The sequence below is a fragment of the Neorhizobium sp. 2083 genome (assembly GCF_031455615.1).
In the GTDB taxonomy this organism is placed as follows: Bacteria; Pseudomonadota; Alphaproteobacteria; order Rhizobiales; family Rhizobiaceae; genus Neorhizobium.
The window spans coordinates 563,731-590,636 of record NZ_JAVDTC010000001.1; the positions used below are offsets into that span (position 1 = coordinate 563,731).

Genomic DNA, 26,906 nt, shown 5'->3' on the forward strand with positions numbered 1-26,906 from the left:
TTGATCCGGGTCAATGGCCTAGCAGGTTGATCACGCGGCATCATGGAGTGGGCGGGCGCGCTCGATCCGCTCAAGCTCCCTGGGGTCGTGCATCGCTGCCCACAGATCGTTGCGCCGCTGGATATTCAGCCAAAAATCCGGACTGTTGCCAAACACCCGCGCCAGGATGAGCGCGGTCGGGGCGGTCACGCTCCGACGATCGTTGCAGAGTTCGTTGACATGCTTGCGCTGCACTCCCATAGCTTCCGCCAATGCTGCCTGGGTGAGGCGCATAGGTTCCATGAATTCTTCGACGAGGATTTCGCCGACCGTTACCGGTTTACGCTTGGTCGTCAGCATTGTGCCTCACCTATAGCCATGATCGTCGAGATAGAGATCACTAGCCTCGCCGCTAGCGCCATTCCATCGGAATATTAGACGCCACTGCTTATTGATCCGTATCGAGCCGTATCCTTCGAGGTTACCACGCAGTTTTTCGAAATGGTTGCTTGGCGGAACTCGCAAATCTTGGTCGGTTACCGCATCATCGATCATCTGGAGTTTACGAAACAGCCGATTTTCGATATCCGGCGAAATCCTTCTGGAGTGAACGTCTTCGACGTAGAAGGCGTGCAGCCACCCATCTCGAAAACTCGTGATCATGACGCCCCCTGATTGTCCCTATGTACCACACCTTGGTACAAAAGTCCAATGGCGCGCTTTTGGGACAGGAAGGTTCGCAATCGCTTCTTGATTGCCATGACGATCAAAAATAACTCACTCTGGAGACCATACCGCCTGTGAGGAAGACACCTGCCATGACCAAGCCCAACATCCTTATCGTCATGGTCGACCAACTGAACGGCACGCTGTTTCCGGATGGGCCGGCTTCGTTCCTGCATGCGCCCAATCTCAAGGCGCTCGCGGCGCGCGGCGCGCGGTTCGTCAACAACTACACCTCCTCGCCGCTCTGCGCGCCGGCGCGCGCCTCGTTCATGGCCGGGCAATTGCCGAGCCGGACGCGGGTCTATGACAATGCCGCCGAATATGTTTCGTCGATCCCGACCTTCGCGCACCACCTGCGCCGCGCCGGTTATTACACGGCGCTTTCGGGCAAGATGCATTTCGTCGGGCCGGACCAGATGCACGGGTTCGAGGAACGGCTGACGACCGATATCTATCCGGCCGATTTCGGCTGGACGCCGGATTATCGCAAGCCGGGCGAACGGATCGACTGGTGGTATCACAATCTCGGTTCGGTGACCGGCGCCGGCGTCGCGGAAATCACCAACCAGATCGAATATGACGACGAGGTCGCCTTCCTCGCCAACCAGAAACTCTATCACCTTGCCCGCGAAAGAGACGACGACGAGCGGCGCCCATGGGCCCTGACGGTCTCCTTCACCCATCCGCACGACCCCTACGTGGCGCGGAAGAAGTTCTGGGATCTCTACGAGGATTGCGAGCACCTGCTGCCCGAAGTGGGGACGATCCCGCTCGACGAGCAGGATCCGCATTCGAAACGGATCATCTTTTCCTGCGACTACAAGAATTTCGACGTGACGGAAGAGAATGTGCGCCGTTCGCGGCGGGCCTATTTCGCCAACATTTCCTATATCGACGAGAAGGTCGGAGAGCTGATCGATACGCTGACGCGGACACGGATGCTGGACGACACGATCGTCCTGTTCTGCTCCGATCATGGCGATATGCTCGGCGAGCGCGGGCTGTGGTTCAAGATGAACTTCTTCGAAGGTTCGGCGCGCGTACCGCTGATGATCGCAGGCCCCGGCGTTCCCGCCGGTCTGCATCTGGCGCCGGTTTCCAACCTCGACGTAACGCCGACACTTTGCGATCTGGCCGGCATTTCGATGGATGAGATCAAGCCCTGGACGGACGGCGAGAGCCTGAAGCCGATGATGGAGGGTGCTGCCCGCACCAGCCCGGTGCTGATGGAATATGCGGCCGAAGGTTCCTATGCGCCGCTCGTCGCCATCCGCGAGGGCAAGTGGAAATATATCCATTGCCTGCTCGATCCGGACCAGTTGTTCGATCTGGACAGCGATCCGAAGGAGCTCAACAATCTCGCCGGCGATCCCGATTTTGCCGAAGTGGTCGCTCTCTTCCGGCGTCAGCGCGAGGAGCGGTGGGACATGGGCGCTTTCGACGCCGCCGTGCGCGAAAGCCAGGCCCGGCGCTGGGTGGTCTATGAGGCGCTGCGCAACGGCGCCTATTACCCCTGGGACCACCAGCCCTTGCAGAAAGCATCCGAGCGCTACATGCGCAACCACATGAACCTCGACAATCTCGAGGAATCCAAACGCTATCCGCGCGGAGAATGAGATGAAAGCCCAGCCGATCGCCAGCCATTTCATCGACGGCGAATATGTCGAGGATACCGACGGCACCGTCATCGAAAGCCTCTATCCGGCGACCGGCGAGGTGATCGCCCGGCTGCATGCGGCAACGCCCGCGATCGTCGAGCAGGCGATCGCGGCGGCCAAGCGCGCGCAGCCGGAATGGGCCGCGATGAGCCCGACCGCCCGCGGCCGCATCCTCAAACGCGCCGCCGACATTATGCGTGAGCGCAATCGCGAACTTTCCGAGCTGGAAACGCTCGATACCGGCAAGCCGATCCAGGAGACGATCGTCGCCGACCCGGCTTCGGGCGCCGACAGTTTCGAGTTCTTCGGGGGTATCGCAGCGGCTGGACTCAACGGAAGTTACATTCCGCTGGGGCAGGACTTTGCCTATACGAAGCGGGTGCCGCTCGGGGTCTGCGTCGGTATCGGCGCCTGGAACTATCCGCAGCAGATCGCCTGCTGGAAGGGCGCGCCGGCGCTGATCTGCGGCAATGCCATGGTCTTCAAGCCGTCGGAAAACACGCCGCTAGGGGCGCTGAAGATCGCCGAAATCCTCATCGAAGCGGGATTGCCGAAGGGGCTCTACAACGTCATCCAGGGCGACCGGACGACCGGGCCGCTGCTGGTCAACCATCCCGACGTCGCCAAGGTGTCGCTGACCGGCTCGGTGCCGACCGGCCGCAAGGTGGCGGCAGCGGCGGCCGGCAGCTTGAAGCATGTGACGATGGAGCTCGGGGGCAAATCGCCGCTGATCGTTTTCGACGATGCCGACATCGACTCGGCGATCGGCGGGGCCATGCTCGGCAATTTCTATTCGACCGGCCAGGTCTGCTCCAACGGCACCCGCGTCTTCGTACAGCGGAGTATCAAGGAGACCTTCCTGGCCCGCCTCAAGACCCGCACCGAAAACATGGTGATCGGCGATCCGATGGACGAGGCGACGCAGCTGGGCCCGATGGTTTCGTTCGACCAGCGCCAGAAGGTGCTGTCCTATATCGACAAGGGCAAGGCCGAGGGCGCGACGCTTATCACCGGCGGCGGCATTCCGAACCATGTGACCGGCGAAGGATACTACGTTCAGCCGACCGTCTTCGCGGACGTGACCGACGAGATGACGATCGCGCGCGAGGAGATTTTCGGTCCGGTCATGTGCGTGCTCGATTTCGACGACGAAGCCGAGGTGATCGCGCGGGCCAACGGCACGGAATTCGGTCTGTCGGGCGGTGTGTTCACCTCGGACCTGACGCGCGGCCATCGGGTCGTCGACCAGCTCGAGGCAGGCACGCTGTGGATCAATACCTACAATCTCTGCCCGGTAGAAATCCCCTTCGGCGGCTCGAAACAGTCGGGGTTTGGGCGGGAGAATTCATTGGCCGCGCTGGAGCATTATTCCGAGTTGAAGACGGTCTATGTGGGCATGGGCAAGGTCGAGGCGCCGTATTGAAATGGCTTCAGTCGACCACCAGATCGTCGAGATCGACGCTGAGAGCAGCGGCTATGCGCTTCAGAACATCGATGGAACCGTTCTTCTTGCCGGCCTCGATCTCGGAAAGATAAGGTTGAGAGATACCTGCCGCCTCGGCAAGTTCCGAAACGGTCATCTTTCTGTAGGTACGGAAGGTTCGGATACGGCTATCGGTTTCGAGCAGTGCGTAGACAAGTTCGGCCGGCCAGGTCTCTTCGCCGGCCGCGACCCGTGCCATGATATCTTTGGCGGCGATGATATCCATCATGTCCTCGAACTCTTCCTCCGGCACCAGGACGAAAGGTTTGCCGTCGATGACCGTCCTGTTGAAAACACCCATGAATTACTCCTTGTAGATGCCGCCCCTGGGTCCGACATCGATGACCAGGACGAGGTTCACCTGCTCATCAATGATGACACGGTCGTCGCCGACGCGGATACGAACGAGTGGACTGCCGACCAGCTTCTTGAGATCGACCTTTTCACCACGGGCAAACGCGTCGACCTTTGCCTTGATCGCAGCCTGACGTTTCGGCTGCATCCGGCTCAGGCTTTTCAGCGCGACCTTAGAATAATCCACCGGCTTCATCGCATCAATATAGCTAATAGCTATAATTAACGCAATCAGGGATTGAAGCCATGCAGGCAGATTACGTCATCATCGGTTCCGGCTCGGCGGGTTCCGCCATGGCTTACCGCCTGTCGGAAGACGGCAAAAATTCGGTGATCGTCATCGAGGCGGGCGGCTCGGATTTCGGGCCGTTCATCCAGATGCCGGCGGCGCTCGCCTGGCCGATGAGCATGAAACGCTACAACTGGGGTTATCTTTCCGAGCCCGAGCCGAACCTCAACAATCGCCGCATCACCGCGCCACGGGGCAAGGTGATCGGCGGGTCGTCGTCGATCAACGGGCTGGTTTACGTCCGGGGTCATGCCGAGGATTACAACCGTTGGGAGGAGCTTGGCGCGCAGGGCTGGGCCTATGCGGATGTGCTGCCCTATTTCAAGCGCATGGAGCATTCCCATGGCGGCGAGGAAGGCTGGCGCGGCACGGACGGGCCGCTGCATGTAAAGCGCGGACCGGTGACCAACCCGCTCTTCCACGCCTTCATCCAGGCGGGCTCCCAGGCCGGGTTCGAAATGACGCAGGACTATAACGGCTCGAAACAGGAGGGTTTCGGGCTGATGGAACAGACGATCCACAACGGCCGCCGCTGGTCCGCCGCCAACGCCTATCTGAAGCCGGCATTGAAGCGCAAAAATGTCGAGATCGTCTATGGTTTCGCGCAAAAGATCGTCATCGAGAACGGCCGTGCCACCGGCGTCGAGGTTTTTCGTCGCGGCGTCGGCGAGGTGATCCGCGCCAATCGCGAGGTGATCGTCGCGGCCTCCTCGTTCAACTCGCCGAAACTGCTGATGCTGTCGGGCATCGGGCCGGCGGACCACCTGAAAGAGATGGGGATCGAAGTGAAGGCGGACCGGCCGGGCGTCGGCGCCAACCTGCAGGACCATATGGAATTCTATTTCCAGCAGGTTTCGACCAAGCCGGTGTCGCTCTATTCCTGGCTGCCGTGGTTCTGGCAGGGCGTCGTGGGAGCGCAATGGCTGCTTTCGAAGGGCGGTCTCGGCGCGTCGAACCAGTTCGAGGCCTGCGCTTTCCTGCGCTCGAGCGCCGGCCTCAGCCAGCCGGATATCCAGTATCATTTTCTGCCGGTGGCGATTTCCTACGATGGCCGTGCGGCGGCGAAAAGCCACGGATTCCAGGTGCATGTCGGCTACAACCTGTCGAAATCGCGCGGGAACGTGACGTTGCGATCACCCGATCCGAAGGCCGATCCGGTGATCCGCTTCAACTACATGAGCCATCCCGAGGACTGGGAGAAATTCCGCCACTGCGTGCGCCTGACCCGGGAGATCTTTTCCCAAAAGGCATTCGACCAGTATCGCGGTCCGGAAATCCAGCCGGGCGAGCAGGTCGAGACCGACGACCAGATCGACGCCTTCCTGCGCGAACACCTGGAGAGCGCCTATCATCCCTGCGGGACCTGCCGCATGGGCCGCGCCGACGACCCCACGGCCGTTGTCGATCCGGAATGCCGGGTGATCGGCATCGAGGGCCTGCGTGTCGCGGACTCGTCGATCTTCCCGCATGTGACCTACGGCAACCTGAACGGCCCCTCGATCATGACCGGCGAAAAGGCGGCCGATCATATTCTCGGCAGGACGCCCCTTCCCCGCAGCAACCAGGAGCCCTGGGTCAATCCGAGGGCGATGGTGAGCGACCGGTGATCAGTGGTAGTCGTCTTCTCGCTGATGGCGGACGGCGGCAATCGTGACCGTCTTGTTATCGTCGATCCTGAAGAGGACGATATAACCGAATGAGCCGAAGGGGACGAGGAGCTCCCTGAGAAGCGAGTTTTCGCCGGGAGCCTTGCGACAGCTGAACGGAAACTCCTGAAGCAATTCCATTGACTGTGTGATGGCGTCGAGCGCACGTGCAGCCGCCGCCTCATCGCGATCGAGCATAAACGCATAAAGGCGTTTTAGATCTCCACGCGCCCTTTCGGTTAGCTTGACCGCATATGTCATTTAGAGCGGTTTTCTGCTCGTTTGGCTTCGAGCATACCCTTCAGTTCGCCCAGAACCTCTTCGGAGGAATAGTAGACGCCTGTTCGTTCCGCCTCAGCCAGGGAGGCCAGTCCCCGCGCGATGAACTCGGCCTGCGTCTGCCGAAAGTTGATCTGAGCCCGCAACGAGTTCTCGACGAAAGCCGAAAGCGTTTCGCCTTTTTTCAACACGCTCTCGGCAGCCGCACGCAGTTCAGGATCGACGCGAAGGGAAGGAATGGTCGCGGTTTTCATGTTATCGCTCCATGCGTTGCATTTGCGATGCAATATGCATGGAATATAGGCGTTGATCAAGCAAACCCACCAAACGCGGTCAGGCAGCCTCTGTCAGTTCGTCGCCATCAGCGCCACGGCCCGATCCACGATCAGGCGGTTGAGGGCGCGGTAGTCGCCGTCGAAATGATGGCCGCCTTCGCGGGCCAGGACCTGAGCGCCGCGGATCTCCTGGATGGCCGGACAGGCGCTGTCCTTTTCCTTGAGGCCATAGATGCACTGGATCTTGGACGGCTCGACCTCGCGCAGATCATCGACCGGATCGCCGTATTTGCCAGTTCCGGTAAAACCGAGCCAGCCGCTGACGTCGATCTCGAAATCCGCATGATGCGACGGCGCCAGAAGCGAGACGAGCGAAATCGCCTGCTTGTCGGCTTCCGGCAGAAGCCGGTAGGTGGCCGGCAGGACGTTGGCGCCGAAGGAATAACCGATCAGCAGAACGTTATCGACGTTCCACCGCTTTCGGTAGGACTTGATGATATGGGAAAGGTCGACGGCGGTCTGTTCGGGCGTCCGTTCGCTCCAGAAATAGCGCAGCGCATCGACGCCGACGACCGGAATGCCCTCTTCCTTCAGATAGGCCCCGAGCTGCTGGTCGATGTCGCGCCAGCCGCCGTCGCCGGAATAGATGATCGCCATCGTGTCGTGCTTGGGCGTCGCGTGGATCGGCACGATCGGCAGGTTGAGCGGCGAAGCGGAATGGGACAAGCGCCGGACGATGCCGGATGCATTTTCCAGCAGGGCTACGTCTGCGCCCTGGGCGGTCTGCCGGAATTCGATTGCCGGATGGACGGCCTTCAGGTCCTCGGCATGGAGGCGGCCTGCCGCGTCGGCCGCCGGGCTGAAAACGACCCGGACCGGATTGGGCAGGTCGCCCTCCGTCAGGCCATAGACCGTGCCGCCGGGGACGGGCGTTTTGGGGGCCGGAGTGCAGAGAATGGTCGAAAGCGGAATGGTGGTCTGGGGATCGATGGCGAGCGTTTCGGCGATCGTCGAATCCGGCGTCTGGGCGGCGATCGCGAGCGCCAGCGTCGCTCCATCGCCGATGCCCGCCACGACCGGCGGGTGGTAGTTGACGATACCGGCGGAGCGGTGCAGCTGATGCGACACGGTCTCGATATCGGAAACCAGATAGAGACAGTCGTCCCGCTCTTTTTCGAGCGCCTGATAATAGTCGCGGATATCCACGCCGACCACCAGCGCGCCGTTGCTGGTCAGGGCGTCGGAGGTCTGCTCCTCGCGGTCCGTCCAGCCCTCTCCGCCCGAAAGCAGCACCACGATGCCGGTCGGCTTGCCGTCGGGAAAGGAAATCCGGTCGGTCGGCAGGCTTTTGGTCTTGAGCGGCGGATCCGAGACAATGTTGACAATGGCAGCGACCAGCGTGATGCCGGCAAAAATGATCGGCAGAAGCTTCATCTGCGAAGGATGCCCTTCAGCCCGCCGCCGATCAACATGGTAATGTCGAGCATCGAAATGACCGGCATGCCGCGGCCGGAGACGACGAGATAACGCGGCTGCCATTCCGGATCGAACTTGGACTTGAACGCCAGCACGCCCCGGAAATTGTAGAAGCGCTCGCCGTTGCGGAAGATCCGTTCGCCCACATGGTTCCAGAGCGGAGCCTTGTTGTGGGTCGAGAGGCCGGCAAGCGGCGCCATGCCGAGATTGAGGGTGCGAAAACCCTGCGCCTTCATATGTTCCATGATGCGCACGAAGAGCAGGTCCATCATGCCGCGATGGGTATCGGGAATATGCCGCATCAGGTCGATGAAAGCGTCTCCGTCGGACGCGACCGACAGAATATTGGCGAAAGCGACGATGCGGCCTTCGAGGCGGATGATGGCAACCGGGCCGGCCGCGACATAATGCGGCTGGAAAGTGCCGAGCGAGAAGCCCTTTTCGGCGGCGTTCTGGGCATCGAGCCAGGTACTGGAAACCGAGAGCAGTTCATCGAGAACCTCCGGCACGTCCTCTGGTTTCAGCATGGAGAATTGCAGGCCGTCGCGTTCCGCGCGGTTGATGGACCGGCGCAGCTTCAGCCAGGCGCCGCCCTTGAGATCGAACCTGGTCAGATCGACGACCGCCTGCTCGCCGAGCTTGTAGGGTTTCAGTCCGGCTTCGACGGTGAGCGGCAGGAAATCCGGCGAGACCTGATAGAAAACCGCGCGGCACCCGGCCTTGCGGGCCTGTTCCATGAAATTCAGCGTCAGCCCGGACCAGGCCTTGCGGTCACCGACCGGATCGAACAGGGCAATCCAGGAACGACCCTGCTGGGCGTACATGATGAAAGCCTTGCCGCAGTCGGAGAACAGGATCTTCTTGTCGCCGATGCGCACGAGGCCGGCACTCGCATTTGGCTGCGTGGCAAGGATTTCGATGGCGCGGTTCATTTCGTCGCCCGCCGGCGGCTTGCGGCAGCGGCGCGGCCGCCGCAGCCGGTTGGTGGCGAGCGTGCCGATCAGCAGCGTCAGCGCCAGGCCGGTCGGCGCGTGGATGTCGCTGTTCGACAGAAGCAGGCTCCAGCCCAGCCTCGCCAGGCTTTCTTCCAGGAAAAGATTGACGCCGAGGGCGATCACGAACAGGAAAAGACCGAAAAACAGCAGAATGCCGGTGTCGGGTGTCAGGCGATCGACCAGCACCCTCCCCATCGACACGGCCTCCATGGCCGAATGCTTTGCCGGCGAGCCGGATACCGGCTCGGAGGTGTCGTCGAGGTGGGCAAAGTCTGCCATTGGTTACCCGTCACAGAAAGAACGTTACGCAAGCGTCCGTCAGGGCCTGCGCCCGTGAGGTTCTTACCCGTTCATTGCAAATCAAAAATTGACGCATATCAATTTTGAAAAACTTTCCGTGATTAGGGTAAAAACGTCACGCACAAAAGCCCCGCAAGGCGTTTTTTTGCGTTCCGACGCAGACCCGCGCGTGCGCGGGCGGCCCATCTCAGCTTCAGGATGCGAGAATCCTAGCGGCGGAAGACCTTCCAGCGGGTCGGACGGAAACGCGCTTCGCTGCCGAGCTCGATCGGCGTATGCAACGGCACCTCGATCTCGACATGGTAGGGCGCATGGCCTTGATTGGCGATGTCGATTTCGGCGATGCGGGTGCCGGCCAGGCGGCGGCAGGCGGTGACCTTGCCGAACAGCGCGTCCGGCGCGTCGATGAGCGTCACGTCCTCCGGCCGGAAGAACAGCTCGCCTGCGCCGTCGCCCGTCTCCGCAATGCCGATCGGCTGGCCCTGGAAAAGCGTGTTGCCGCCCTTCACCTCAACCGGAAGCTGCGATGACTCGCCGATGAAGGAGAACACGAAGGGGGAGCCCGGCCGGTCATAAACATCGTCGGCCGAGCCGACCTGCTCGATCCTGCCCTGGCTCATGACCACCACCCGGTCGGCAAGCTCAAGCGCCTCTTCCTGATCGTGGGTGACGAAGATGGTGGTGTGGCCGGTGCGGTCGTGAAATTCGCGCAGCCAGCGGCGCAGTTCCTTGCGCACCTTGGCGTCGAGAGCGCCGAACGGTTCGTCGAGCAGCAGGATACGCGGCTCGATCGCCATGGCGCGGGCGAGCGCCACGCGCTGGCGCTGGCCGCCGGACAGCTGGTTCGGATAACGCTTGTCGAGCCCGCCGAGCTGAACCATTTCCAGGAGGTCGGAGACACGGCGGCGGATTTCCGCCTTGGGCGGGCGGCTGCCGGCCGGCCGGACCTTGAGGCCGAAGCCGATATTCTCGGCGACCGTCATATGCCGGAACAGCGCATAATGCTGGAAGACGAAACCGACATTGCGCTCCTGCACCGAATGATGCGAGGCGTCCTGATCGCCGAAGAAGATCTTGCCCGAGGTCGGGAAATCGAGGCCGGCAATCAGCCGCAGCAGCGTCGTCTTGCCGGAGCCGGAAGGGCCGAGCAGCGCGATCAGCTCGCCGGACGCGATCTTCAGCGACACGTCGTTCAGCGCCGGGAAACGTTCGAATTCCTTGCGGATATTGTTGATGGTGACTTCCATCTATTCTCAGACCTTTCAATGCCTGCCGCCGGCAGCGCCGGCACCGAACCGAAGTTCGAGAAGGGTTTTCAATGCAAGGGTGACAAGCGCCAGCAAGGCCAGCAGCGAGGCCACCGCGAAGGCCGCGACGAAGTTATACTCATTATAGAGTATCTCCACATGCAGCGGCATGGTGTTGGTGAGCCCGCGGATATGGCCCGAAACCACCGAAACGGCGCCGAACTCGCCCATGGCGCGGGCATTGCAGAGGAGCACGCCGTAAAGCAGGCCCCATTTGATGTTCGGCAGCGTCACGTACCAGAAGGTCTGCCAGCCGGATGCGCCGAGCGACAGGGCCGCCTCCTCGTCGCCGGTGCCCTGGTCCTCCATCAGCGGGATCAGCTCGCGCGCGACGAAGGGAAAGGTGACGAAGACGGTGGCGAGCACGATGCCCGGCACGGCAAACAGGATGGTGATCCCCTGGCTTTTCAACAGGGGGCCGAGCAGGCTGTTGGACCCGAACAGCAGCACGTAGACAAGGCCGGAAATGACCGGCGAGATCGAGAACGGCAGATCGATCAGGGTGATCAGGAAGGCCTTGCCCTTGAACTCGAACTTGGCGATCGCCCAGGAGGCGCAGAGCCCGAAGACGAGGTTGAGCGGAACGGAAATCGCCGCCACCAGCAACGTCAGGCGGATCGCCGCGGCCGCGTCGGGCTCGATCAGCGCCTCGTAATAGGCCTCGCCGCCCTTGCGGAAGGCCTCGACGAAAACGGATACCAGCGGCAGGAGCAGGAAGAAGGCGAGGAAAACCAACGCCAGCGCGATCAGCAGGATCTTTGCGAGCGGCCGCTCGTCGGCGGGATTGCGGAAGGCCGGCGGCCCGCCGAGCGCGGAACGGGTGTCTTCAGACATTGCCGTATCTCCTTCGGTTCCAGGCCTGGATGAGGTTGATGACGAAGAGCATCGCGAAGGAGATGATCAGCATGATGGTGGCGATCGCCGTCGCACCCGCATAATTGAACTCCTCCAGCCGGATGACGATCAAGAGCGGGGCGATTTCGGAGACGTAAGGGATGTTGCCGGCGATGAAGATGACAGAGCCGTATTCGCCGACGCCCCTGGCGAAGGCCAGCGCGAACCCGGTAAGGATTGCCGGCGTCAATCCCGGCAGGATCACCTGCGAGATCGTCTGGAAGCGATTGGCGCCGAGGGTGGCTGCGGCTTCCTCCACCTCCCGGTCCAGCTCCTCCATGACCGGCTGCACGGTGCGCACCACGAAGGGAAGGCCGATGAAGACCAGCGCCACGACGATGCCGAGCGGCGTAAACGCGATGCGGAACGGCATGAACAACGAACCGACCCAGCCGTTCGGCGCATAAAGCGCTGCGAGCGCGATGCCGGCAACCGCCGTCGGCAGCGCGAACGGCAGGTCTACGATCGCATCGATCAGCCGGCGGCCGGGGAAATTGTAGCGCGTCAGCACCCAGGCGACGACCACGCCGAACACGACATTGACCAGCGCGGCCACGAAGGCCGTGCCGAAGGATATATATAGTGCGTCGAGCGTCCGCTTGTCGGTCAGAACGGCAAAAAACCCGCTCCAACCAAGCCCGGCGGTGCGCCAAAGCAGGCCGGCAACGGGGATCAGGATAATCAGCGACAGGTAGGCGAGCGAAAAGCCGAGCGTCAACCCGAAACCCGGGATGATGCTCGGCTGCTTCAGTCGCCACTTTGCCGGTGCGGCTGTGGCGTTATGGATCATCTAATATTCCGACTTACTTACCGGGCTTGTAGATCTGGTCGAAAATGCCGCCGTCACCGAAATGTTCGGGCTGCGCCTTCTTCCAGCCGCCGAAGATCGGATCGTCGATGGTGACGAGCTTGATATTCGGCAGCGCCTTCAGGAGTTCCGGCTTTACCACATCCGGCTTCGAAGGACGATAGAAGTGCTTCGCCGCGATGTTCTGGCCTTCATCGGAATAAAGATATTGCAGGTAGGCCTCGGCCTGCTTGCGGGTGCCCTTGGCATCGACGGTCGCATCGACCACCGCGACCGGCGGCTCGGCAAGGATCGAGATCGGCGGCACGACGATGTCGAAGGCGTTCTTGCCGAATTCCTCACCGGCGAGATAGGCCTCGTTTTCCCAGGCGAGCAGCACGTCGCCGATCTGGCGCTGCGCGAAGGTGACCGTCGAGCCGCGGGCGCCGGTGTCGAGGACGGGGGCGCGCTTGTAGAGTTCGCCGACGTAAGCCTTGATCTTGGCCTGATCGCCCTTGTATTCCTCGTTCGCCCAGGCCCAGGCGGCAAGATAGTTCCAGCGGGCGCCGCCCGAGGTCTTCGGGTTCGGCGTGACGATCGACACGTCGCCCTTCACCAGGTCGCCCCAGTTCTTGATCCCTTTCGGATTGCCCTTGCGGACGAGGAAGACGATCGTCGACGTATAGGGCGATGCATGGTTCGGCAGGCGGTCGCGCCAGCCGGCCTTGATCTTGCCGGCCTTCTCGATCGCGTTGATGTCGCTTTCGAGCGCCAGCGTCACGACATCGGCCTCAAGACCATCGATGACGGAGCGGGCCTGCGCGCCGGAACCGCCATGCGACTGGCGGATCGTCACGTCCTCTCCCCCTTGGGCCTTCCAGTATTTGGCGAAGGCGACGTTGAAATCCTTGTAGAGCTCGCGGGTCGGATCGTAGGAGACGTTGAGAAGCTGGCTTTCGGCAAAAGCCGGCGCGACGATCCCGACCGTCAGGGACAGACCGAGTGCGACGGCGCCCAAACGGGTACCCAGTCGCCGGCCCAATCCCGGGGCAAAATTGAACATCAAGTTCCCTCCTGTGGTTCTGCCGAAACTCTATCGGTTGGGTCGTCTTAGTCAATCGAGGGCAGGAAGAAGGCAAAACTGTTTCCCTTTGGCCGGTCGAGGCGACAAAGAAAGCATTAACCCTCGCCGGATGGGCAGAATGGCCACGTCGGCAAATCGCCGGTTTGCAAAATCACAATCCGGCCGCAATCGGTCTTTCGGTACGGGTTATGAGGTCTTTTTCTTCGGACACCCCGATGCTGACCTCCAAAAACCAACTGACATCCGCCGCGAATCCCGGTCAATTGAGCCGGCCATCAACACCCAGCATCCGGAGCTTGCCGATGAAGACCGTTCGGATCGCCGCGGCCCAAACCTGCGAATACCGAGAGGATATCGACGCAGCGCTGGCTTGCATCGTTGACGTCGCCGCACAGGCCGCGGCCCAGGACGCCCGCCTGCTCTGCTTTCCTGAAGGCTTCCTGCAGGGATATCTGATCGACGAAACATCTGCGCGCCGAGTTGCACTTGACCTTTCCTCGCAAGAATTCGAGGCCATCCTGCGCCGGCTGCCGAAGACCGCGGTGACGATCGTTGTCGGCATGATCGAGGCGGAAGCGGGGCGACTGTTCAACACCGCGCTGGTGATCAGGCACGGCGACGTCATCGGGCGCTATCGAAAGGCCCATCTGCTGGACGCAGAGGCGGCTTTCGCCGCAGGAACCGAGACCCCTATCTTCGAGGTCGACGGCCTGCGCTTCGGGATCAACATCTGCTACGATACCAACTTTCCCGAGGCGGCGCGAAAGGTATCCGAGCTTGGAGCTTCGCTTCTTGTCTGTGCAGCCAACAACATGATGGCACGGCCGAAAGCCGAGCTTTTCAGGGAGGTGCACAATGCGGTGAGAGCTCAAAGATGCCGGGAGACCGGTCTCTGGCTGGTGTCGTCCGACATAACCGGTGAACGCGACGGGCGTATCGCATGGGGGCCAACGGCAGTCCTCGATCCCGAGGGCGAGGTTGCTGCGCAGCTGCCGCTGGAAAAAACAGGCCTGCTGGTCTTCGATATCCCGCTGGCCGGGTCCGGCATGGGGGAGGCATGCGAATGCCCGCCCCGATCCGTCACGCCGTCAGCAATTCCCTGACCGGCGCCTTGGTGTCGCCGGCACCTTCGACCGCATCGGCGATGGTGGTGTTGAACAGCACGTCGCGGGTCGCGTCGGCGACGCGGGCGAAGACGTGGCGGATCTCGCACAGGTGCTCGCCGTCGCAATCCTCGCATTTGCGGTAGGCGGTCTGCGACAGGCAGGGCAGCGGCGCGATCGGGCCGTCGACCAGGCGCAGGACTTCGCCGAAGGTGATGGCATCGGCGGGTTTCAGGAGGAGATAACCGCCCTGCTTGCCGCGCCGGGAAACGACGATGCCGGAGCGTTTCAGGTCGAGCAGAATCTGTTCCAGGAATTTCTTCGGAATGCTCTGCTGAAGGGCAATCTCGGAAATCAGCATCGGCGCCTCGGGATCGGCCTGCGCAAGGGCGGCCAGGGCCCGAAGGGCGTATTTCGCTTTCTGGGATATCATCACGCAACCATCGACAATAGCGCCGCCGCAAGGCAAATGGTCCTCACGGCGCCGCTCACTTCAGCTTCGTTGGGGCATCCAGAAGGGCGCCGGGAGGGCGCTCAAAGGGTGCATGCCCGCCAGGGGAAACAGCGCCCCGGAGACATGTTCCCGCAATAGCTCAAATCACGAAAAAATACAAACCAATGCAGGGGTTTCCGGGGATTAAATCGGTCACTTTTGGTTAAGGCGGCAGGTTTTCTGTGTGAACGCCGCTTTGGAGAGATATTTGCTCCGCATCACCATGGGAAGAAACGGGTTTTCCTGTTCTTGCGCGCGCGAAATCTGAATAATCAAGCAATCGCTCACGGAAGAAGACCCATGACACTGCACGACGCCGCCGGCCGGGACCGTCTGGAACTGGCCGCCACTCTCGACGCGAAACTCGAAAGCCTCGATCTTGCCGGCCGTCTGGCGCTTGCCGCCGAACTCGGCCACGCCGTGTTCACCACCTCGCTTGGCATCGAGGACCAGGTGATATCAGCGGCGATCGGCACCCACCGCCTGCCCATCGAAGTCTCGACGCTCGAAACAGGCCGGCTGTTCCAGGAAACCGTCGATCTGATCGGAGAAACCGAGGAGCGCTACGGCATCGATATCCGCCGCTTCCGGCCGGAACAGGACGACGTGGACGCATATGCCGCGCAATACGGCCTCAACGGCTTCTACGACAGCGTCGAAGCCCGCCATGCCTGCTGTCATGTGCGCAAGCTGAAGCCTCTTGCCAAGGCTCTGGCGGGCGCCGACGTGTGGGTCACCGGTCTTCGTCGCGGCCAGTCGGGCAATCGCGCCACGACGCCGTTTGCCGAATACGACGCCGAGCGCAACCTGATCAAGATCAACCCGCTGGCGGACTGGGACATCGACACGATCAACGCGCATGTCGAGCGGCAAGCGATTCCGGTCAATCCGCTGCACAAGCGCGGCTACCCGTCGATCGGCTGCGAGCCCTGTACCCGCGCCATCAAGCCCGGCGAGCCCGAGCGCGCCGGCCGCTGGTGGTGGGAAAACGACGAGAAGCGTGAATGCGGCCTGCATGTGCCGGAAAACGCCGCTCAGCCCGCCGCAGAACCTGTCCCCCAGGCCAGCTAAGCCCTTTATGTTTGTTTGACTACCCGGAGACCGAAATGCCCTTGTCAGTACAGGAAACGGAAGTGAAGAACCCGCCCGTTTCCAGACCGCCGCTCGATCCGCATCTGAAGGCTCTCGAAAACGAAGCGATCCATATTTTCCGCGAGGTGGCGGCGGAATTCGAAAAGCCGGTCATGCTTTATTCGATCGGCAAGGATTCATCCGTCCTGCTGCATCTCGCCCGCAAGGCCTTTTATCCCGGCCGCGTCCCCTTCCCGCTTCTGCACGTGGATACGACGTGGAAGTTCAAGGAGATGATCGAGTTCCGCGACGAGATCGCCGAGAAATACGATCTCGACCTGGTGGTCCACACCAATCCGCGCGGCGCCGAGGAAGGCATCACCCCCTTCAGCCACGGTTCGGCGCTCTATACCGACATCATGAAGACCGAGGCGTTGCGCCAGGCGCTCGATGCCGGCGGCTACGACGCGGCCTTCGGCGGCGCGCGGCGCGACGAGGAGGCCTCGCGCGCCAAGGAACGCATCTATTCCTTCCGCACGCCGGACCACAAATGGGACCCGCGCAACCAGCGCCCGGAACTCTGGAACGTCTATAACGGCATGATCCGCAAGGGCGAAAGCGTGCGCGCCTTCCCGCTCTCCAACTGGACCGAGGTCGATATCTGGCGCTATATCCAGGCGGAGGACATCCCGCTCGTGCCGCTCTATTACGCCGCCGAACGCCCCTATGTGGAGCGCGACGGGATGATGATCCTCGCCGAGGACCCGCGGCTCGAACTCAAGCCCGGCGAAACCGTGCAGCAGGGCATGATCCGTTTCCGCACGCTCGGCTGCTTCCCGCTGACCGGCGCCATCCGCTCGACGGCCTCCAACCTCGAAGAGGTGATCGCCGAGCTCGAAATCGCCACCGTCTCCGAACGCCAAGGCCGCGCCATCGACCGCGACCAGTCCGGCTCGATGGAAAAGAAGAAGCGCGAAGGATATTTCTGAGATGACCGCTCCCGCACAATCCTCCGCACAGGCCGCCTCGGCGACCATCCTGCCCTTCGCAGAGCCCCTGAAGGCCGTGCGCGACACCCGTCCGCTGCGCCTCATCACCTGCGGCTCGGTCGACGACGGCAAGTCGACGCTGATCGGCCGCCTGCTCTGGGACACCAAGGCGGTCAAGGAAGACCAGGCGGCGACGCTTGCCCGCGACTCGGGCCAGCAGAACGACCTCGGCCTGCCGGACTTCGCCCTTCTGCTCGACGGCCTGCAGGCCGAGCGCGAGCAGGGCATCACGATCGACGTCGCCTATCGCTATTTCTCGACGGACCGGCGCTCGTTCATCGTCGCCGACACGCCCGGCCATGAACAGTATACCCGCAACATGGCGACCGGCGCCTCGACCGCCGATCTCGCCATCCTGCTGGCCGACGCCCGCGCCGGCCTGCTGGAACAGACCCGCCGGCATGCGACGATCGCGGCGCTGATGGGCATCCGCCAGTTCGTGCTGGCCGTCAACAAGATCGACCTCGTCCACTACGACAAGGCCGTGTTCGACCGGATCTCCCACGATTTCCGCGAATTCGCCCTGTCGCTCGGCGTGCGCCAGATCACCGCGATCCCGGTGTCGGCCTTGAAGGGCGAGAACGTCGTTTATCCCGGCGAAACCTCGATGCCCTGGTATGACGGCCCGACGCTGGTCGAAGCGCTGGAGCTTGCGACGGTGCGCTCCACCCAGGCCGGCGGCTTCCGCCTGCCGGTGCAGCGCGTCGTCCGTCCGGGCGAGAGTTTTCGCGGCTATCAGGGGACGGTTGCCGGCGGCTCGGTGAAGCCGGGCGACTCGGTCGTCATCCTGCCCTCCGGCACGGTCGCCAATGTCAAACAGATCGTCACTTTCGACCTCGTGCGTAATGCCGCCGTTGCGGGCGACGCGATCACGCTCGTCCTCGACCGGCAGGTCGATGTGGCGCGCGGCGACCTGATCGTCTCGCTCGACGGCCAGCCGATGACCGGCCACCATTTCGACGCCCAGCTCGTGTCGCTGCAGCCGGGCGGCATCGAGCCCGGAAAGCGCTACTGGCTGAAGAGCGGTTCGCGCCGCCAGCGCGTCGCCGTCGAGCCGATCAGCCAGCTCGAGCTTGCGACCGGCAAATGGCAGCCGCATGCCTCGACGCTTGCGATGAACGCGATCGGCAAAGTGCGCCTCTCCTTCGAGGAGCTGGCGGTGTTCGACGCCTACGACCAGAACCGCTCGACCGGCGCCTTCATCCTGATAGACCCGGATACGCTGAACACGGTGGCGGGCGGCATGATCACCGCAAAGCGCGCCGAAATCGGCGGCATTCATCGCGAAGATCAGCGCGTCGTGCTGTCGCTGCCGGCCGATCTTGCCGAACAGCTGATGGCGAGCGAGCTGTTCGCCAACCGGCGCGACGAGACCGAGGTCAAGCGGATGACGGCCAAGCAGGCGGCGGAGCTGTTCTCCAATGCCGGCGGCGATATCTGATCGTTTTGATCGACAGGGCATGGAAAAAGGGCCGAAAGGCCCTTTTTTCGTCGCGGGATCCGCGTTTCAGGCCAGCGACCGGGTCGAGCCGCGCTGGATGAGATCGAACGGCAGCTGGACGACGCGGCCGGGCAGGCATTCGTCATTGACGGCCCGGATGATGAGATCGGCGGCGCGATAGCCCATTTCGAAACGGGGCACACGAATGGTCGTCAGCCTCGGCTCGGCGCAGAGCGCGAATTCCAGGTCGTTATAACCGCAGATCCCGAAATCCTCCGGCACCCGCAGGCCGGCTCTGCGGGCCTCGAACAGGGCACCGAGCGCCAGATCGTCGTTCTGGCAGAATACACCGTCGACATCCGGCGCGACCTCCAGCAGCCGCTTCATGAGATCGCAGCCGAGCTGCACGCTCGTCTGCCTGTGTTCGCTCATGACCAGGCCCGGATCGTAGAGGCCGGCCTCCCGCATCACCAGCGCATAACCCTCGTGCCGCCGCTGGGCACGAAGATCGCGGCTGCCGCCGATCAGCCCGACGCGGCGATAGCCGCAGGCCAGCAGATGGCGGGTTGCCGCCACCGCCGCCTCGCGATGATTGATGCCGACGGCGATACCCGAAAACGTCAGGTTGACATCGACGATCTGGACCACCGCGCACGGCGCAAGCGCAAGCAGATCGCTGACCCGCTGGTCCTGCAATCCCGTCAGGAGAATGCCGGCCGGATGCTGCGACAGGAAAAGCTTGACCTGGCGGTATTCCTCATCGGGATCGTGATTGGTATTGGCATATTGGATGCGCAGATCCGTATCGCGCACCCGCTCCTCGATACCGTTCATGATGGCCAGATAGGCATGGTTGGTCAGCGCCGGCGCCAGCACCCCGATAATGCCGTTGTGGCGGCTTGCGAGCGCCCGCGCCGCAAGATCGGGCACATAACCCATCTGCTCAACCTGGCAGAGGATCTTCATGCGGAGCGGCTCGGACACCTTTTCCGGCTCGCGCAGGGCGCGGGAAACGGTGATCGCGCTGATCCCGAGGACGTTGGCGACGTCGAGCAGGGTCACCCGTTCCGATCTGGCGCGTCTGGGCGGCATCCGTTCTGCGGCCTCCTCCCACTGCCGGCACGGGCTACCGCGGGAGGCGGTTTCCGAGCCGGGAGGTCTTTCGACAAGTTTCACGTTCCTGCCGCCATGATGCCGCAACGGCATGGCCGGACCTAGTATATTCTCGTCCCGTCAAAGTGCAGGTTGTGGATAAGACCGACCCAAAGCGGCCATCCCGAAGTAATCGGCCGTTCAGCGTGTCCGCTGGACTATGGTTTCGCGGTGAAAGCTTTTCGGGAAAAGAAATCGCTTGGGAAACCAAGGATCGACTGGTCGGAGTGGAGTGATTCGAACACTCGACCCCCACGTCCCGAACGTGGTGCGCTACCAGACTGCGCTACACTCCGTGACCAGCGGCGCCTCTATAGACCAGCATTTTTCATTGCACAAGCACCGCTCATGAAAAATATGCGACAGCGTTGCGATCATCGACGCGCTCCCGTCGAAAAGCCGGAAAATCAGGGCGTTGCAAAAAAGCGGCGCAGAAGAAATTTGATGTCGATGGCCGCCTATCGTCTCGCGAAGCGTGACAAAAATCTGTTACGTGCAGTCTCGAAAACCTTGCCTCGAAGCTTTGCCTGCGGGGCACAACAGAAGACATGAAGGATTTTTCAGGATCATGAGCCGCCGCGCCATCGCATCGACCGCCCTTTTCGCGCTCGCCCTTTCGGCCTGCACCACCGTCAGCGTTGCCAGCAATCCGATCGAGAGCCGCTGGGTAGGTCACTCGGCCGGCGAGTTCTTCGCGAAATTCAGCCCGCCGATCAGCGACACCGACGACGGCTCGACGACCATCTACAACTGGCGCGGCGGCTACAAGCGCATCAAGCTGCAGGACGGCCGCACCGCCAGCGTCAGCTGCACGGCGAAGATCACCGTCTCCTCGAGCTACGTGATCCGCGACATCACCATCGTCTCCGACCGTCCGGGCGCCACCGGCCCGAGCTACTGCACGGAACTGCTGACCGCCGGCTGAGCCCGACCGAGCCCGCAGACGCGGACCCAGATCATCAAAGCCGCCGGCTGCCGCCCGACCGGGCGACGGCCGGCAGCCGTTTTTGAATGCAGCGCAGCGAAAGCGGTGCTAGATCTCTGCGGCGCCCTGAAAGGCGTATCGATGCGATCGGGCGCCTGGCGCAAAACCGGCACTGCCGCGAGCGTCGTCCATCGAGATCGCATCAGGCGCGGAGGTCCGGCATGGCAGAAGACATTACCTTCGACATGGAATTCACCCCCTCCTATGGCGTGCCGGTCGGCGTGGCCGAAGGCGTTCAGCGCCTGACCGTCAACAACCCCTCGCCGTTTACCTTTCACGGCACCAATACCTATATCGTCGGCGGCTCGTCGGTCGCGGTCATCGATCCCGGCCCAGAGGACGAGGCGCATTTCCAGGCGCTGATGGCGGCGCTCAAGGGCCGCGAGGTCACCCATATCTTCGTCAGCCACACGCATCGCGACCATTCCCCGCTCGCCCGGCGGCTGAAGCAGGAGACCGGCGCGACCACCGTCGCCGAAGGGCCGCACCGGGCTTCGCGGCCGCTGCATGCCGGCGAAGTCAATCCGTTCGCCGAAAGCGCCGACACCGGTTTCGTCCCCGATATCGCGGTCGCCGACGGCCAGGTGATCGAGGGCGACGGCTGGGCGCTGTCGGCCATCCATACGCCCGGCCATACCGCCAACCATTCGGCCTTCGGGCTCGAGGGGACCGGCATCCTCTTCTCCGCCGATCACGTGATGGCCTGGGCGACGACGATCGTCGCACCGCCGGACGGATCGATGGCCGATTTCATGACCTCGATCGACAAGCTGCTGCCGCGCGAGGACCGGATCTTCCTGCCCGGACATGGCGGGCCGGTGAGGGAGCCGGGCTCGTTCCTGCGGGGGCTTCGCACCCATCGCCGCATGCGCGAACGCGCCGTGCTGGAGCGGATCAAGGCCGGCGACCGGCTGATCCCGGAGATGGTCAAGGTGATCTATGCCAGCACCGATCCGCGCCTGCACGGGGCGGCAGCCCTTTCGGTGCTCGCGCATCTCGAAGACCTAGTCGAAAAGGGCCGCGTGCTGACCGAAGGCCCGCCTTCGCTGGCCGGCGTTTATTGGGCGGCCTGAAGCGTGCCGCGATCCTTCGGATTCGCATGACCCGTTTCAGGTCTTCGGTTTCTCCGCATGTCGCTGTCGCAAAACGGCTGCACACTTTTGCGCGACATGCCCTAATTCCCCGCAATCCCCAGCAATTCGGTATCCAGCCGGTCGAGAAAGTCCTCGGCGATCGCCTCACCCATTCCGAGATCATGCGGCCCGTAACGCGAGGCGACGCGGATATCGACCGAGGTCGTCTCAGCATCTTCGCGCAGCCGGATGACGAGGTCGAAACGCAAGCCGAGGATCAGGGTGCGGGTCTCGCCCTGCAAGAGGACATCGCCGGCATTGGCGAAAACAGGCGCAAGCGAGGGTTCCGGTCGCGGCAGCGGGATCGGCGCCACGTCCGGCACCGGCGCCTGTTCATCCTGCGGCGCGGGTCGCTGCGAGATATCCGGGGCGATCAGCTCGACGCCTTCCTTCCTGGTGATCGAGATACGGGCCGAAAGCACCGCCTTCTGCACGCCCTGATAGACGCGGTCGAGGGCGCCTTCGTAACGCCTGCCGGTGAGGCCTGGATAGGCGCCGAACTGGACCCGCCGATCGGCAGCCGTGATCGCCGCCGGGCGGGGCAGCCATTTCTGGTTGGCCTTCGGCGCCGCGACCCAGGAAGGCGGATCGGCGATATCGGTTGAAATGTCGTGAAGGGCCGGCAGGGTGTAATAATAGAAGGCGCCGGTCGCCACCACGGCGAGCGGGACCGCCGCATAGATCAGCCCCTTGGTCGCCGCGACGCCGCCGCTTGCACCGACCTGCCAGAGCCGCATCAGGCCGATCAGCGACAGGGGCACGGAAACGGCGGCGATCGCCGCCGAGAGAAACAGCAGGGCCAGGAAATCCGGCGTTGCCAGGGGTCCGAAACGATGCGCGAGCGCGGCGATGACGAACAGCGCCAGCGCCGAGAAGGCCAGCCTGCGGGCCGTATAGGCCGAATGGGAAACGGGCCGGACAAAACGGACGGGCATCGGATCGGTAAAGGCTCCATGGCAAAAGCGCTTGCTCCTGTGTAAAACAGCTTCACCGGGAATGGAATCCCAAGCTTGCAGGCCGGCCGAATGAAAAGGAGTTCATGCCCATGCGCCCTCACAGTCTACTCCTCATCGCCCCGCTTTTCGCCCTGCTGGCCGGTTGCCAGACCATGACGCCGGAGGAGCGCCGCGTGGCGGACGAGACCACCTGCGCCAGCTACGGCTTCCGGCGCGGCACGGATGCCATGGCGCGCTGCATGCTCGACATCGAACTCGACCGCCGCGCCGAATCCCGCTCCTTGCAATCTCGTACCGATGCGATGATGTGGCGGCCGATGGTGGTGGAACGCCGGGTGATCGTCGAGCGGCGCTGACACGGCGCGACGCCAAAGGACGGCATCCCGAAGACGGGGGCGGCCCTCGAACAGCCGTAAGGCATATCAAGGTCCGAAGACGAAGGCTTGTGCGGTTACCGGCGGTATTGCAGCTCGATCTTCACGCCTTCCGGACCGTAGACGAAGATCTGACCGATATCGGTGCCGGGTATGGCGTCGTGTTCGAAGCGATAACCGGTCGCTTCGATGTCCCTGACGGCGATATCGTGGTCGTAAAAGGCGAAAGCCACGTGGTCGTAGATGCCGACCGGAGGATCGTCTTCCCGCCGGGTGACCAGCAGGTGAATGCAGGAATGGCCGTCGATATAAAGCCAGTGGCCCGGGAAAGGGAATGGCGGCCGAAACCCTTCCTTTGCGCCCAGCACCTTCTCGAGGAACGCCATCATCGGCACCGCATCGCGGGTGCGGATCGTCACGTGGTCCAAGCGCGGCATCTGCCCCTCCCCTTTGTCTCACGTCTGTGGCGAGCATAACACGACGGCGCAGGTGCGTGAGGAAAGAATGGAGGCTCAGAAATTCTTCATGTCGTAATGGGGGATGCCGACATCGAAATACTCATCGCCATAAGCCTTGAAACCGAAGCGTTCGTACATGGAGATCTTGTCGCTCTGGGCGGCGAGATGGAAGCGGTTCTCGCGGGCTTGCGCATGCGCCTCCATGGCGGCGCGGATCATGGCGCTGGCAACGCCCTTGCCGCGCCAGGGCCTGGTGACCGCGACACGGCCGATCTTAGCGCAATCTTTCGCATGGATGACCCGCAGCGTGCCGCAGACCTCGCCGGCGACGACGGCCACGAAGTGGAAGGCGGTCAGATCGTCGGCATCGAATTCCATGTCGGCCGGAACGTTCTGCTCGACGATGAAGACCTCCCGGCGCAGGCGGAACCCTTCGTTGCAGAGCGTGCTGAAAACGGGGACGGCGAGAACGGTGACCGGATTGCTCATGAATTCCTCCTTTCGATCGCCGCCTGGGCTGCCGCAAGGCGGGCGATGGGCACGCGGAAGGGCGAGCAGGAGACGTAGTCGAGATCGGCGTGTTCGCAGAAGCGGATCGAAGTCGGGTCGCCGCCGTGTTCGCCGCAGATGCCGAGCTTCAGGTCGTTGCGGGTGCGGCGGCCGCGTTCCGCCGCCATCTGGATCAGTTCGCCGACGCCGTCGAAATCGAGCGAGATGAACGGATCGTGCTCGAGTATGCCCTTCTTCTGGTAAGTCGGGATGAAGGCGGCGGCATCGTCGCGCGACATGCCGAAGGTCGTCTGGGTGAGGTCGTTGGTGCCGAAGGAGAAAAATTCGGCCGTCTCCGCGATCACATGGGCGCGGATCGCGGCGCGCGGCAGCTCGATCATCGTGCCGGCGAGATAGGCGATCGGCACGCCGGTTTCCTTGGCGACATCCTCGGCGACACGGTCGATGACGCCCTTCACATAGTCGAGTTCCTTGCGCAGGCTGACGAGCGGAACCATGATTTCCAGCTCGACTGGTTCGCCTGTCTGCTTGCCGGCCTCGACCGCCGCCTCGAAAATGGCGCGCGTCTGCATTTCGGCGATCTCCGGATAGGAAATCGCCAGCCGGCAGCCGCGATGGCCAAGCATCGGGTTGAATTCGTGGATTGCATCGATGCGCCGGGCGAGGAAGGCCGGCGGCATCGCCATCGCCTTGGCGACCTCGGCGATCTCGCCTTCGGTCTTCGGCAGGAATTCGTGCAGCGGCGGGTCGAGCAGGCGGATGGTCACCGGCAGGCCGTGCATGATCGAAAACAGCTCGATGAAGTCGGAACGCTGCATCGGCAGGAGTTTAGCCAGCGCGGCGCGGCGGCCCTTCTCGTCCTCGGCAAGGATCATCTCGCGCATCACATGGATGCGGTCGCCCTCGAAGAACATGTGCTCGGTGCGGCAAAGCCCGATGCCTTCGGCCCCGAAGGAGCGCGCGGCGCGGGCGTCCTGCGGGGTGTCGGCATTGGTGCGCACCGTCATGCGGCGGGTCTTGTCGGCCCAGGCCATCAGCTTGCCGAAATCTCCCGACAGCGCCGGCTGGATCATCGGCACGGCGCCCTTCAGCACCTGGCCGGAGGAACCGTCGATGGTGATCGTGTCGCCGCGCTTCAGCGTCACGCCACCGCTTCCGATCAGGAGTTCGTTGCGCATGTCGACGCGCATGGAACCGGCGCCGACGACGCAAGGTATGCCCATGCCGCGGGCGACAACTGCCGCATGGCTGGTCATGCCGCCGCGGGTGGTCAGGATGCCCTCTGCGGCATGCATGCCGTGGATATCCTCGGGGCTCGTTTCGATGCGCACCAGGATGACCTTGCGGCCTTCATGCTCCGCCTCGACCGCCTCCTCGGCGGTAAAGACGATCTCGCCGGTCGCAGCTCCCGGGGAGGCCGGCAGGCCGGAACCGACCACATGGCGTTCGACGCGCGGATCGATGGTCGGGTGGAGAAGCTGGTCGAGCGAGGGCGGCTCGATGCGGCAGACGGCCTCCTCCTCGGTGATCACGCCCTCCTCCACCATATCGACGGCGATCTTCATCGCCGCGCGGGTGGTGCGCTTGCCCGAACGGGTCTGCAGCATCCACAGCTTGCCGCGCTCGATGGTGAATTCGAGGTCCTGCATATCGCGATAATGCGCTTCCAGCCGGTCGCAGATCACCTTGAACTCGGCAAACGCCTCGGGCATCAGCTTTTCCATCGACGGCTTGTCGGAGCCCGAGGCGATGCGCCCTTCCTCGGTGATCGATTGCGGGGTGCGGATGCCGGCAACGACATCCTCCCCTTGCGCATTGACCAGGAACTCGCCGTAGAGTGCCTTTTCGCCGGTCGAGGGATTGCGGGTGAAGGCGACGCCGGTTGCGGAGGACGAGCCGAGATTGCCGAACACCATGGTCTGGACGTTGACCGCCGTACCCCATTCCTCGGGGATGCGGTGAAGCGTGCGGTAGGTCATGGCGCGCGGGTTCATCCAGCTCGAGAAGACGGCGCGAATGGCACCCCAGAGCTGCACATGCGGATCCTGCGGGAAGCTGCTGCCAAGCTCCTCCTCGATCATCTTCTTGTAGAGTCCGACGACATGCTGCCATTCGACGGCGGAAAGGTCCGTATCGTAGTCGTGCCCGAGGCGGGCCTTCTCGTCTTCGAGGATCTCCTCGAAGACCTCGTTGTCGAGCCCCATGACCACATCGGCATACATCTGGATGAAACGGCGATAACTGTCCCAGGCAAAGCGCGCGTCGCCGGCGTCGTGGCCGAGCGCCTGCACGGTCTCGTCGTTGAGGCCGAGGTTCAGCACCGTGTCCATCATGCCCGGCATCGAAGCGCGGGCGCCGGAGCGCACCGACAGCAGGAGCGGCTTCACCTTGCCGCCGAAGACGCGGCCGGTCTGGCCCTCCATGACGGCAATGCCTTCAAGGACCTGATCCTTCAGGTCGTCGGGAAGCGTTCTGCCGTTCTTGAAATAGAAAACGCAGGCATCGGCGACGATGGTCAGTCCCGGAGGAACAGGCAGGCCGAGGCTTGCCATCTCGGCGAGATTGGCGCCCTTGCCGCCCAGCCGCTCGACATCTGCGGCGCGGCCCTCCGCCTCGCCGCCGCCGAAGCGATAGACCCATTTCGACATT

At 62.9% G+C, this 26,906-nt stretch carries 28 protein-coding genes and 1 tRNA gene; 10 read left to right on the forward strand and 19 right to left on the reverse strand.

Annotation, left to right across the window (positions count from 1 at the left end):
* Positions 1-30: 30 nt before the first annotated feature.
* A complete protein-coding gene (locus J2X76_RS03020) occupies positions 31-339 on the reverse strand; it encodes a HigA family addiction module antitoxin (RefSeq protein ID WP_113283692.1) in 309 nt (102 codons plus the stop codon).
* Between the two features lie 6 nt (positions 340-345).
* Positions 346-642, reverse strand: coding sequence for a type II toxin-antitoxin system RelE/ParE family toxin (locus J2X76_RS03025; RefSeq protein ID WP_113283691.1), 297 nt, complete (start codon positions 640-642; stop codon positions 346-348).
* Between the two features lie 155 nt (positions 643-797).
* Here J2X76_RS03025 and betC point away from each other — a divergent pair, with 155 nt between their 5' ends.
* Together betC and betB are read left to right on the forward strand one after the other, a co-directional pair.
* Positions 798-2,321: a choline-sulfatase gene (gene betC, locus J2X76_RS03030; protein WP_310212991.1), complete on the forward strand. Its 1,524-nt coding sequence runs from the start codon at positions 798-800 to the stop codon at positions 2,319-2,321.
* Between the two features lies 1 nt (position 2,322).
* Positions 2,323-3,786, forward strand: a complete 1,464-nt coding sequence (gene betB, locus J2X76_RS03035) for a betaine-aldehyde dehydrogenase (RefSeq protein ID WP_310212994.1) — start codon at positions 2,323-2,325, stop codon at positions 3,784-3,786.
* A 7-nt stretch (positions 3,787-3,793) separates the two neighbouring features.
* On the opposite strand, the gene J2X76_RS03040 is transcribed toward betB, so the two are convergent.
* Complete coding sequence (locus tag J2X76_RS03040) at positions 3,794-4,147, reverse strand: helix-turn-helix transcriptional regulator (RefSeq protein ID WP_310212997.1); 354 nt, start codon at positions 4,145-4,147, stop codon at positions 3,794-3,796.
* Between the two features lie 3 nt (positions 4,148-4,150).
* Entirely contained in the window at positions 4,151-4,396 is a 246-nt protein-coding gene (locus tag J2X76_RS03045) for a type II toxin-antitoxin system RelE/ParE family toxin (protein ID WP_113283687.1), read from the reverse strand.
* A 50-nt stretch (positions 4,397-4,446) separates the two neighbouring features.
* Between J2X76_RS03045 and betA the strand changes: the two genes are divergently transcribed.
* Positions 4,447-6,096 carry a choline dehydrogenase gene (gene betA / locus J2X76_RS03050; RefSeq protein ID WP_310213001.1) on the forward strand — a complete coding sequence of 550 codons (1,650 nt, stop codon included), beginning with the start codon at positions 4,447-4,449 and terminating at the stop codon, positions 6,094-6,096.
* Here betA and J2X76_RS03055 read toward each other — a convergent pair whose 3' ends face one another.
* From J2X76_RS03055 to J2X76_RS03090, 8 genes are all read right to left on the reverse strand, one after another.
* A complete protein-coding gene (locus J2X76_RS03055; RefSeq protein WP_310213003.1) occupies positions 6,097-6,396 on the reverse strand; it encodes a type II toxin-antitoxin system RelE/ParE family toxin in 300 nt (99 codons plus the stop codon).
* On the reverse strand, positions 6,393-6,668 hold the full coding sequence (locus J2X76_RS03060; protein ID WP_113130589.1) for a YlcI/YnfO family protein: 276 nt from the start codon (positions 6,666-6,668) through the stop codon (positions 6,393-6,395). The genes J2X76_RS03055 and J2X76_RS03060 overlap by 4 nt, the downstream gene beginning before the upstream one ends.
* Positions 6,669-6,761: 93 nt before the next feature.
* On the reverse strand, positions 6,762-8,123 hold the full coding sequence (locus J2X76_RS03065; RefSeq protein WP_310213008.1) for an AcvB/VirJ family lysyl-phosphatidylglycerol hydrolase: 1,362 nt from the start codon (positions 8,121-8,123) through the stop codon (positions 6,762-6,764).
* Entirely contained in the window at positions 8,120-9,439 is a 1,320-nt protein-coding gene (locus J2X76_RS03070) for a phosphatidylglycerol lysyltransferase domain-containing protein (RefSeq protein WP_113130587.1), read from the reverse strand. The genes J2X76_RS03065 and J2X76_RS03070 overlap by 4 nt, the downstream gene beginning before the upstream one ends.
* 230 nt (positions 9,440-9,669) lie before the next feature.
* Positions 9,670-10,707, reverse strand: coding sequence for a sulfate/molybdate ABC transporter ATP-binding protein (locus J2X76_RS03075; RefSeq protein ID WP_310213011.1), 1,038 nt, complete (start codon positions 10,705-10,707; stop codon positions 9,670-9,672).
* A gap of 15 nt (positions 10,708-10,722) precedes the next feature.
* Positions 10,723-11,601, reverse strand: a complete 879-nt coding sequence (gene cysW, locus J2X76_RS03080; protein ID WP_310213014.1) for a sulfate ABC transporter permease subunit CysW — start codon at positions 11,599-11,601, stop codon at positions 10,723-10,725.
* Positions 11,594-12,451, reverse strand: a complete 858-nt coding sequence (cysT, locus tag J2X76_RS03085; protein ID WP_113130584.1) for a sulfate ABC transporter permease subunit CysT — start codon at positions 12,449-12,451, stop codon at positions 11,594-11,596. Before cysT ends, cysW begins: the two co-directional genes overlap by 8 nt.
* Positions 12,452-12,464: 13 nt before the next feature.
* Complete coding sequence (locus tag J2X76_RS03090; RefSeq protein WP_113130583.1) at positions 12,465-13,511, reverse strand: sulfate ABC transporter substrate-binding protein; 1,047 nt, start codon at positions 13,509-13,511, stop codon at positions 12,465-12,467.
* A gap of 323 nt (positions 13,512-13,834) precedes the next feature.
* On the opposite strand from J2X76_RS03090, the gene J2X76_RS03095 reads away from it, so the two are divergent.
* A complete protein-coding gene (locus J2X76_RS03095; RefSeq protein WP_310214692.1) occupies positions 13,835-14,635 on the forward strand; it encodes a carbon-nitrogen hydrolase family protein in 801 nt (266 codons plus the stop codon).
* On the opposite strand, the gene J2X76_RS03100 is transcribed toward J2X76_RS03095, so the two are convergent.
* Positions 14,613-15,068 (reverse strand): Rrf2 family transcriptional regulator, encoded by a 456-nt coding sequence (locus tag J2X76_RS03100; RefSeq protein WP_046607259.1) that lies wholly within the window; start codon positions 15,066-15,068, stop codon positions 14,613-14,615. The genes J2X76_RS03095 and J2X76_RS03100 overlap by 23 nt on opposite strands.
* A gap of 360 nt (positions 15,069-15,428) precedes the next feature.
* Between J2X76_RS03100 and J2X76_RS03105 the strand changes: the two genes are divergently transcribed.
* Genes J2X76_RS03105 through cysN form a run of 3 tightly spaced genes read left to right on the forward strand, consistent with a single transcriptional unit; the run spans position 15,429 to position 18,689 of the window.
* The gene (locus tag J2X76_RS03105; protein WP_310213022.1) at positions 15,429-16,199 is read left to right on the forward strand and encodes a phosphoadenylyl-sulfate reductase; all 771 of its coding nucleotides are present in this window, start codon (positions 15,429-15,431) and stop codon (positions 16,197-16,199) included.
* Positions 16,200-16,234: 35 nt separating this feature from the next.
* Positions 16,235-17,188 (forward strand): sulfate adenylyltransferase subunit CysD, encoded by a 954-nt coding sequence (cysD, locus tag J2X76_RS03110; RefSeq protein ID WP_113130580.1) that lies wholly within the window; start codon positions 16,235-16,237, stop codon positions 17,186-17,188.
* Position 17,189: 1 nt separating this feature from the next.
* Positions 17,190-18,689 (forward strand): sulfate adenylyltransferase subunit CysN, encoded by a 1,500-nt coding sequence (gene cysN / locus J2X76_RS03115; RefSeq protein ID WP_310213028.1) that lies wholly within the window; start codon positions 17,190-17,192, stop codon positions 18,687-18,689.
* Between the two features lie 66 nt (positions 18,690-18,755).
* Here the strand turns inward: cysN and J2X76_RS03120 are convergent, their stop codons facing one another.
* Positions 18,756-19,781: a LacI family DNA-binding transcriptional regulator gene (locus tag J2X76_RS03120; protein WP_310213031.1), complete on the reverse strand. Its 1,026-nt coding sequence runs from the start codon at positions 19,779-19,781 to the stop codon at positions 18,756-18,758.
* A gap of 279 nt (positions 19,782-20,060) precedes the next feature.
* Positions 20,061-20,137: transfer RNA gene (locus J2X76_RS03125), tRNA-Pro, on the reverse strand.
* Positions 20,138-20,409: 272 nt separating this feature from the next.
* Between J2X76_RS03125 and J2X76_RS03130 the strand changes: the two genes are divergently transcribed.
* Both J2X76_RS03130 and J2X76_RS03135 read left to right on the forward strand, forming a co-directional pair.
* On the forward strand, positions 20,410-20,766 hold the full coding sequence (locus tag J2X76_RS03130; protein WP_113130577.1) for a hypothetical protein: 357 nt from the start codon (positions 20,410-20,412) through the stop codon (positions 20,764-20,766).
* Between the two features lie 221 nt (positions 20,767-20,987).
* On the forward strand, positions 20,988-21,899 hold the full coding sequence (locus J2X76_RS03135) for an MBL fold metallo-hydrolase (RefSeq protein WP_113283678.1): 912 nt from the start codon (positions 20,988-20,990) through the stop codon (positions 21,897-21,899).
* A gap of 101 nt (positions 21,900-22,000) precedes the next feature.
* On the opposite strand, the gene J2X76_RS03140 is transcribed toward J2X76_RS03135, so the two are convergent.
* Positions 22,001-22,894, reverse strand: a complete 894-nt coding sequence (locus tag J2X76_RS03140; RefSeq protein ID WP_310213034.1) for a DUF1499 domain-containing protein — start codon at positions 22,892-22,894, stop codon at positions 22,001-22,003.
* A 110-nt stretch (positions 22,895-23,004) separates the two neighbouring features.
* Between J2X76_RS03140 and J2X76_RS03145 the strand changes: the two genes are divergently transcribed.
* The gene (locus J2X76_RS03145) at positions 23,005-23,271 is read left to right on the forward strand and encodes a hypothetical protein (RefSeq protein ID WP_310213037.1); all 267 of its coding nucleotides are present in this window, start codon (positions 23,005-23,007) and stop codon (positions 23,269-23,271) included.
* Between the two features lie 95 nt (positions 23,272-23,366).
* Here J2X76_RS03145 and J2X76_RS03150 read toward each other — a convergent pair whose 3' ends face one another.
* The 3 genes from J2X76_RS03150 to ppdK form a co-directional block, all read right to left on the reverse strand.
* Complete coding sequence (locus tag J2X76_RS03150) at positions 23,367-23,726, reverse strand: VOC family protein (protein ID WP_113130574.1); 360 nt, start codon at positions 23,724-23,726, stop codon at positions 23,367-23,369.
* A gap of 75 nt (positions 23,727-23,801) precedes the next feature.
* Positions 23,802-24,236 carry a GNAT family N-acetyltransferase gene (locus tag J2X76_RS03155; protein WP_310213042.1) on the reverse strand — a complete coding sequence of 145 codons (435 nt, stop codon included), beginning with the start codon at positions 24,234-24,236 and terminating at the stop codon, positions 23,802-23,804.
* Positions 24,233-26,905 (reverse strand): pyruvate, phosphate dikinase, encoded by a 2,673-nt coding sequence (gene ppdK / locus J2X76_RS03160; RefSeq protein ID WP_310213045.1) that lies wholly within the window; start codon positions 26,903-26,905, stop codon positions 24,233-24,235. The genes J2X76_RS03155 and ppdK overlap by 4 nt, the downstream gene beginning before the upstream one ends.
* Position 26,906 lies beyond the last annotated feature (1 nt).

Excerpts from the sequence above, each read along its gene's own strand:
- J2X76_RS03070 (WP_113130587.1), bottom strand. The coding sequence starts at position 9,439 with ATGGCAGACTTTGCCCACCTCGACGACACCTCCGAGCCGGTATCCGGC.
- J2X76_RS03045 (WP_113283687.1), bottom strand. The coding sequence starts at position 4,396 with ATGAAGCCGGTGGATTATTCTAAGGTCGCGCTGAAAAGCCTGAGCCGG.
- J2X76_RS03150 (WP_113130574.1), bottom strand. The coding sequence starts at position 23,726 with ATGCCGCGCTTGGACCACGTGACGATCCGCACCCGCGATGCGGTGCCG.
- cysW (WP_310213014.1), bottom strand. The coding sequence starts at position 11,601 with ATGTCTGAAGACACCCGTTCCGCGCTCGGCGGGCCGCCGGCCTTCCGC.
- ppdK (WP_310213045.1), bottom strand. The coding sequence starts at position 26,905 with ATGTCGAAATGGGTCTATCGCTTCGGCGGCGGCGAGGCGGAGGGCCGC.
- J2X76_RS03155 (WP_310213042.1), bottom strand. The coding sequence starts at position 24,236 with ATGAGCAATCCGGTCACCGTTCTCGCCGTCCCCGTTTTCAGCACGCTC.
- cysT (WP_113130584.1), bottom strand. The coding sequence starts at position 12,451 with ATGATCCATAACGCCACAGCCGCACCGGCAAAGTGGCGACTGAAGCAG.
- J2X76_RS03025 (WP_113283691.1), bottom strand. The coding sequence starts at position 642 with ATGATCACGAGTTTTCGAGATGGGTGGCTGCACGCCTTCTACGTCGAA.
- cysD (WP_113130580.1), top strand. The coding sequence starts at position 16,235 with ATGCCCTTGTCAGTACAGGAAACGGAAGTGAAGAACCCGCCCGTTTCC.
- J2X76_RS03140 (WP_310213034.1), bottom strand. The coding sequence starts at position 22,894 with ATGCCCGTCCGTTTTGTCCGGCCCGTTTCCCATTCGGCCTATACGGCC.
- J2X76_RS03100 (WP_046607259.1), bottom strand. The coding sequence starts at position 15,068 with ATGATATCCCAGAAAGCGAAATACGCCCTTCGGGCCCTGGCCGCCCTT.
- betB (WP_310212994.1), top strand. The coding sequence starts at position 2,323 with ATGAAAGCCCAGCCGATCGCCAGCCATTTCATCGACGGCGAATATGTC.
- J2X76_RS03065 (WP_310213008.1), bottom strand. The coding sequence starts at position 8,123 with ATGAAGCTTCTGCCGATCATTTTTGCCGGCATCACGCTGGTCGCTGCC.
- J2X76_RS03055 (WP_310213003.1), bottom strand. The coding sequence starts at position 6,396 with ATGACATATGCGGTCAAGCTAACCGAAAGGGCGCGTGGAGATCTAAAA.
- J2X76_RS03135 (WP_113283678.1), top strand. The coding sequence starts at position 20,988 with ATGGCAGAAGACATTACCTTCGACATGGAATTCACCCCCTCCTATGGC.
- betA (WP_310213001.1), top strand. The coding sequence starts at position 4,447 with ATGCAGGCAGATTACGTCATCATCGGTTCCGGCTCGGCGGGTTCCGCC.
- J2X76_RS03020 (WP_113283692.1), bottom strand. The coding sequence starts at position 339 with ATGCTGACGACCAAGCGTAAACCGGTAACGGTCGGCGAAATCCTCGTC.
- J2X76_RS03075 (WP_310213011.1), bottom strand. The coding sequence starts at position 10,707 with ATGGAAGTCACCATCAACAATATCCGCAAGGAATTCGAACGTTTCCCG.
- J2X76_RS03040 (WP_310212997.1), bottom strand. The coding sequence starts at position 4,147 with ATGGGTGTTTTCAACAGGACGGTCATCGACGGCAAACCTTTCGTCCTG.
- J2X76_RS03120 (WP_310213031.1), bottom strand. The coding sequence starts at position 19,781 with ATGCCGCCCAGACGCGCCAGATCGGAACGGGTGACCCTGCTCGACGTC.
- cysN (WP_310213028.1), top strand. The coding sequence starts at position 17,190 with ATGACCGCTCCCGCACAATCCTCCGCACAGGCCGCCTCGGCGACCATC.
- J2X76_RS03130 (WP_113130577.1), top strand. The coding sequence starts at position 20,410 with ATGAGCCGCCGCGCCATCGCATCGACCGCCCTTTTCGCGCTCGCCCTT.
- J2X76_RS03060 (WP_113130589.1), bottom strand. The coding sequence starts at position 6,668 with ATGAAAACCGCGACCATTCCTTCCCTTCGCGTCGATCCTGAACTGCGT.
- J2X76_RS03105 (WP_310213022.1), top strand. The coding sequence starts at position 15,429 with ATGACACTGCACGACGCCGCCGGCCGGGACCGTCTGGAACTGGCCGCC.
- J2X76_RS03145 (WP_310213037.1), top strand. The coding sequence starts at position 23,005 with ATGCGCCCTCACAGTCTACTCCTCATCGCCCCGCTTTTCGCCCTGCTG.
- J2X76_RS03090 (WP_113130583.1), bottom strand. The coding sequence starts at position 13,511 with ATGTTCAATTTTGCCCCGGGATTGGGCCGGCGACTGGGTACCCGTTTG.
- betC (WP_310212991.1), top strand. The coding sequence starts at position 798 with ATGACCAAGCCCAACATCCTTATCGTCATGGTCGACCAACTGAACGGC.
- J2X76_RS03095 (WP_310214692.1), top strand. The coding sequence starts at position 13,835 with ATGAAGACCGTTCGGATCGCCGCGGCCCAAACCTGCGAATACCGAGAG.